Annotated in this window: 1 protein-coding gene; it reads right to left on the reverse strand. The window is 80.3% G+C overall.

Annotation, left to right across the window (positions count from 1 at the left end; genetic code table 11):
* A partial coding sequence (locus tag CS2_RS19265) for a hypothetical protein (RefSeq protein ID WP_217997417.1) occupies window positions 1–1342 on the reverse strand: 1342 nt, incomplete at both ends.

A 1342-nucleotide genomic window follows, 5' to 3' on the forward strand; every position in this document is an offset into this window, starting at 1 on the left:
GCGCGCGGCACGGTCCGTCCCGACGCGCCGGCCGCCCGCGCTGCGCGCCGCCAGCCGCACCCCCAGCACGGGCGGCCCCGCCGCGGCGACCACCACGACCGGCAGCAACCACACCCACGGCACCGGACCGGGGGCGACGAGCGCGGCGGCGCCCACGCCCGCGGCGGCCCCAGCGGCCGTGAGCAGAACCGACTCGGTGCCCAGCTCGACCGCCACCGCGGGCAGCGTCGCGCCACGCGCACGGTGGGTCGCGAGGGTCGTCGCGCGCCGCCGCACCAGCAGGCCCGCGGCCACCAGGAGCGTGAGCAGCGCGACGCTCAGGACCCCGCCCAGCAGCACGGACGCCTGCGCGACGGCCGCACCGAACCGGGCTCGTGCGTCGAGCAGCACGCGGTCGAGACCCGTCGTGACCGACGTGCGCGCCCCACCGTCCGCGCCGACCGCACCGGTCTGCGCGCGCAGCCCGGCGACCTGCGCCGCGACGGGCGCCACGTCGCCCTGGGCGAGCCGCTCGACCGCCGGCGGGAACGCGACGACGCGCTGCGTCACGCTCGGCGGCATCGCGAGCACGGCCGCGGGCAGCGACGTGTCGGACAGCAGGCCCGCGACCTGCGTCTGCCGCGTGAGCGTCGTCCCGACCGCGCGGGGGGCGAGCAGCCCCGGGACGGCCGACCACGCGGGGTCGGTCGGGTCGTCGGCCCGGAACACGCCGCTCACGTGCGCCTCGAGCGCGACCGTGCGGCTGTCGTTGCGCGTGGCCAGCACGTCGCCCGCGCCGACGCCGAGCGCCGCGGCGACCGCCTCCGACAGCCCGACCTCGACCGGTACGGGCGGCCCGGGCTGCCACGTGCGGGCCTCGCGCTCGGTGAGCGTCGGGCCCGGCGCGCGGCCCGCGACCCACGTCACCGCGGGGGTGCCCGCGTGGTCGACGAACGCGGTCCGCAGCACGGGCGCGTCGACGTCGACCGCGGGTTCGACGACCAGCAGGGGCAGCGTCGCGACGCTCGTCACGGGCGTGCTCACGGCGTCGGCGAGCGCCGGCGCGAGCGTGCCCCGCAGGGACGTCGCGGCGTCCCGGGACTCGTCCGCCAGGTCGACCTGCAGCGCGCGCACCTGGTACGCGTCCTCCTCGATCGCGCGCGCGAACGTCAGGTCGGCGTCGTGGCCCGCGGCGCGCACGGCCCAGCGCAGCGCGTCGTCCCCGGTCGCGGCGACGAGCCGCGGCGTGACGACGGCGAGGAACGCCGCGACGGCCACGACGAGCGCCGTGAGCGCGAGCGGCCCGGCGTCGGCGCGGGCGCGGCCCGCCATCGCGGCCGTGGCGACCGCCGGCCACCACGGG

Source organism: Cellulomonas iranensis NBRC 101100 = JCM 18110 (assembly GCF_001552375.1).
Taxonomy (GTDB): Bacteria; Actinomycetota; Actinomycetes; order Actinomycetales; family Cellulomonadaceae; genus Cellulomonas; species Cellulomonas iranensis.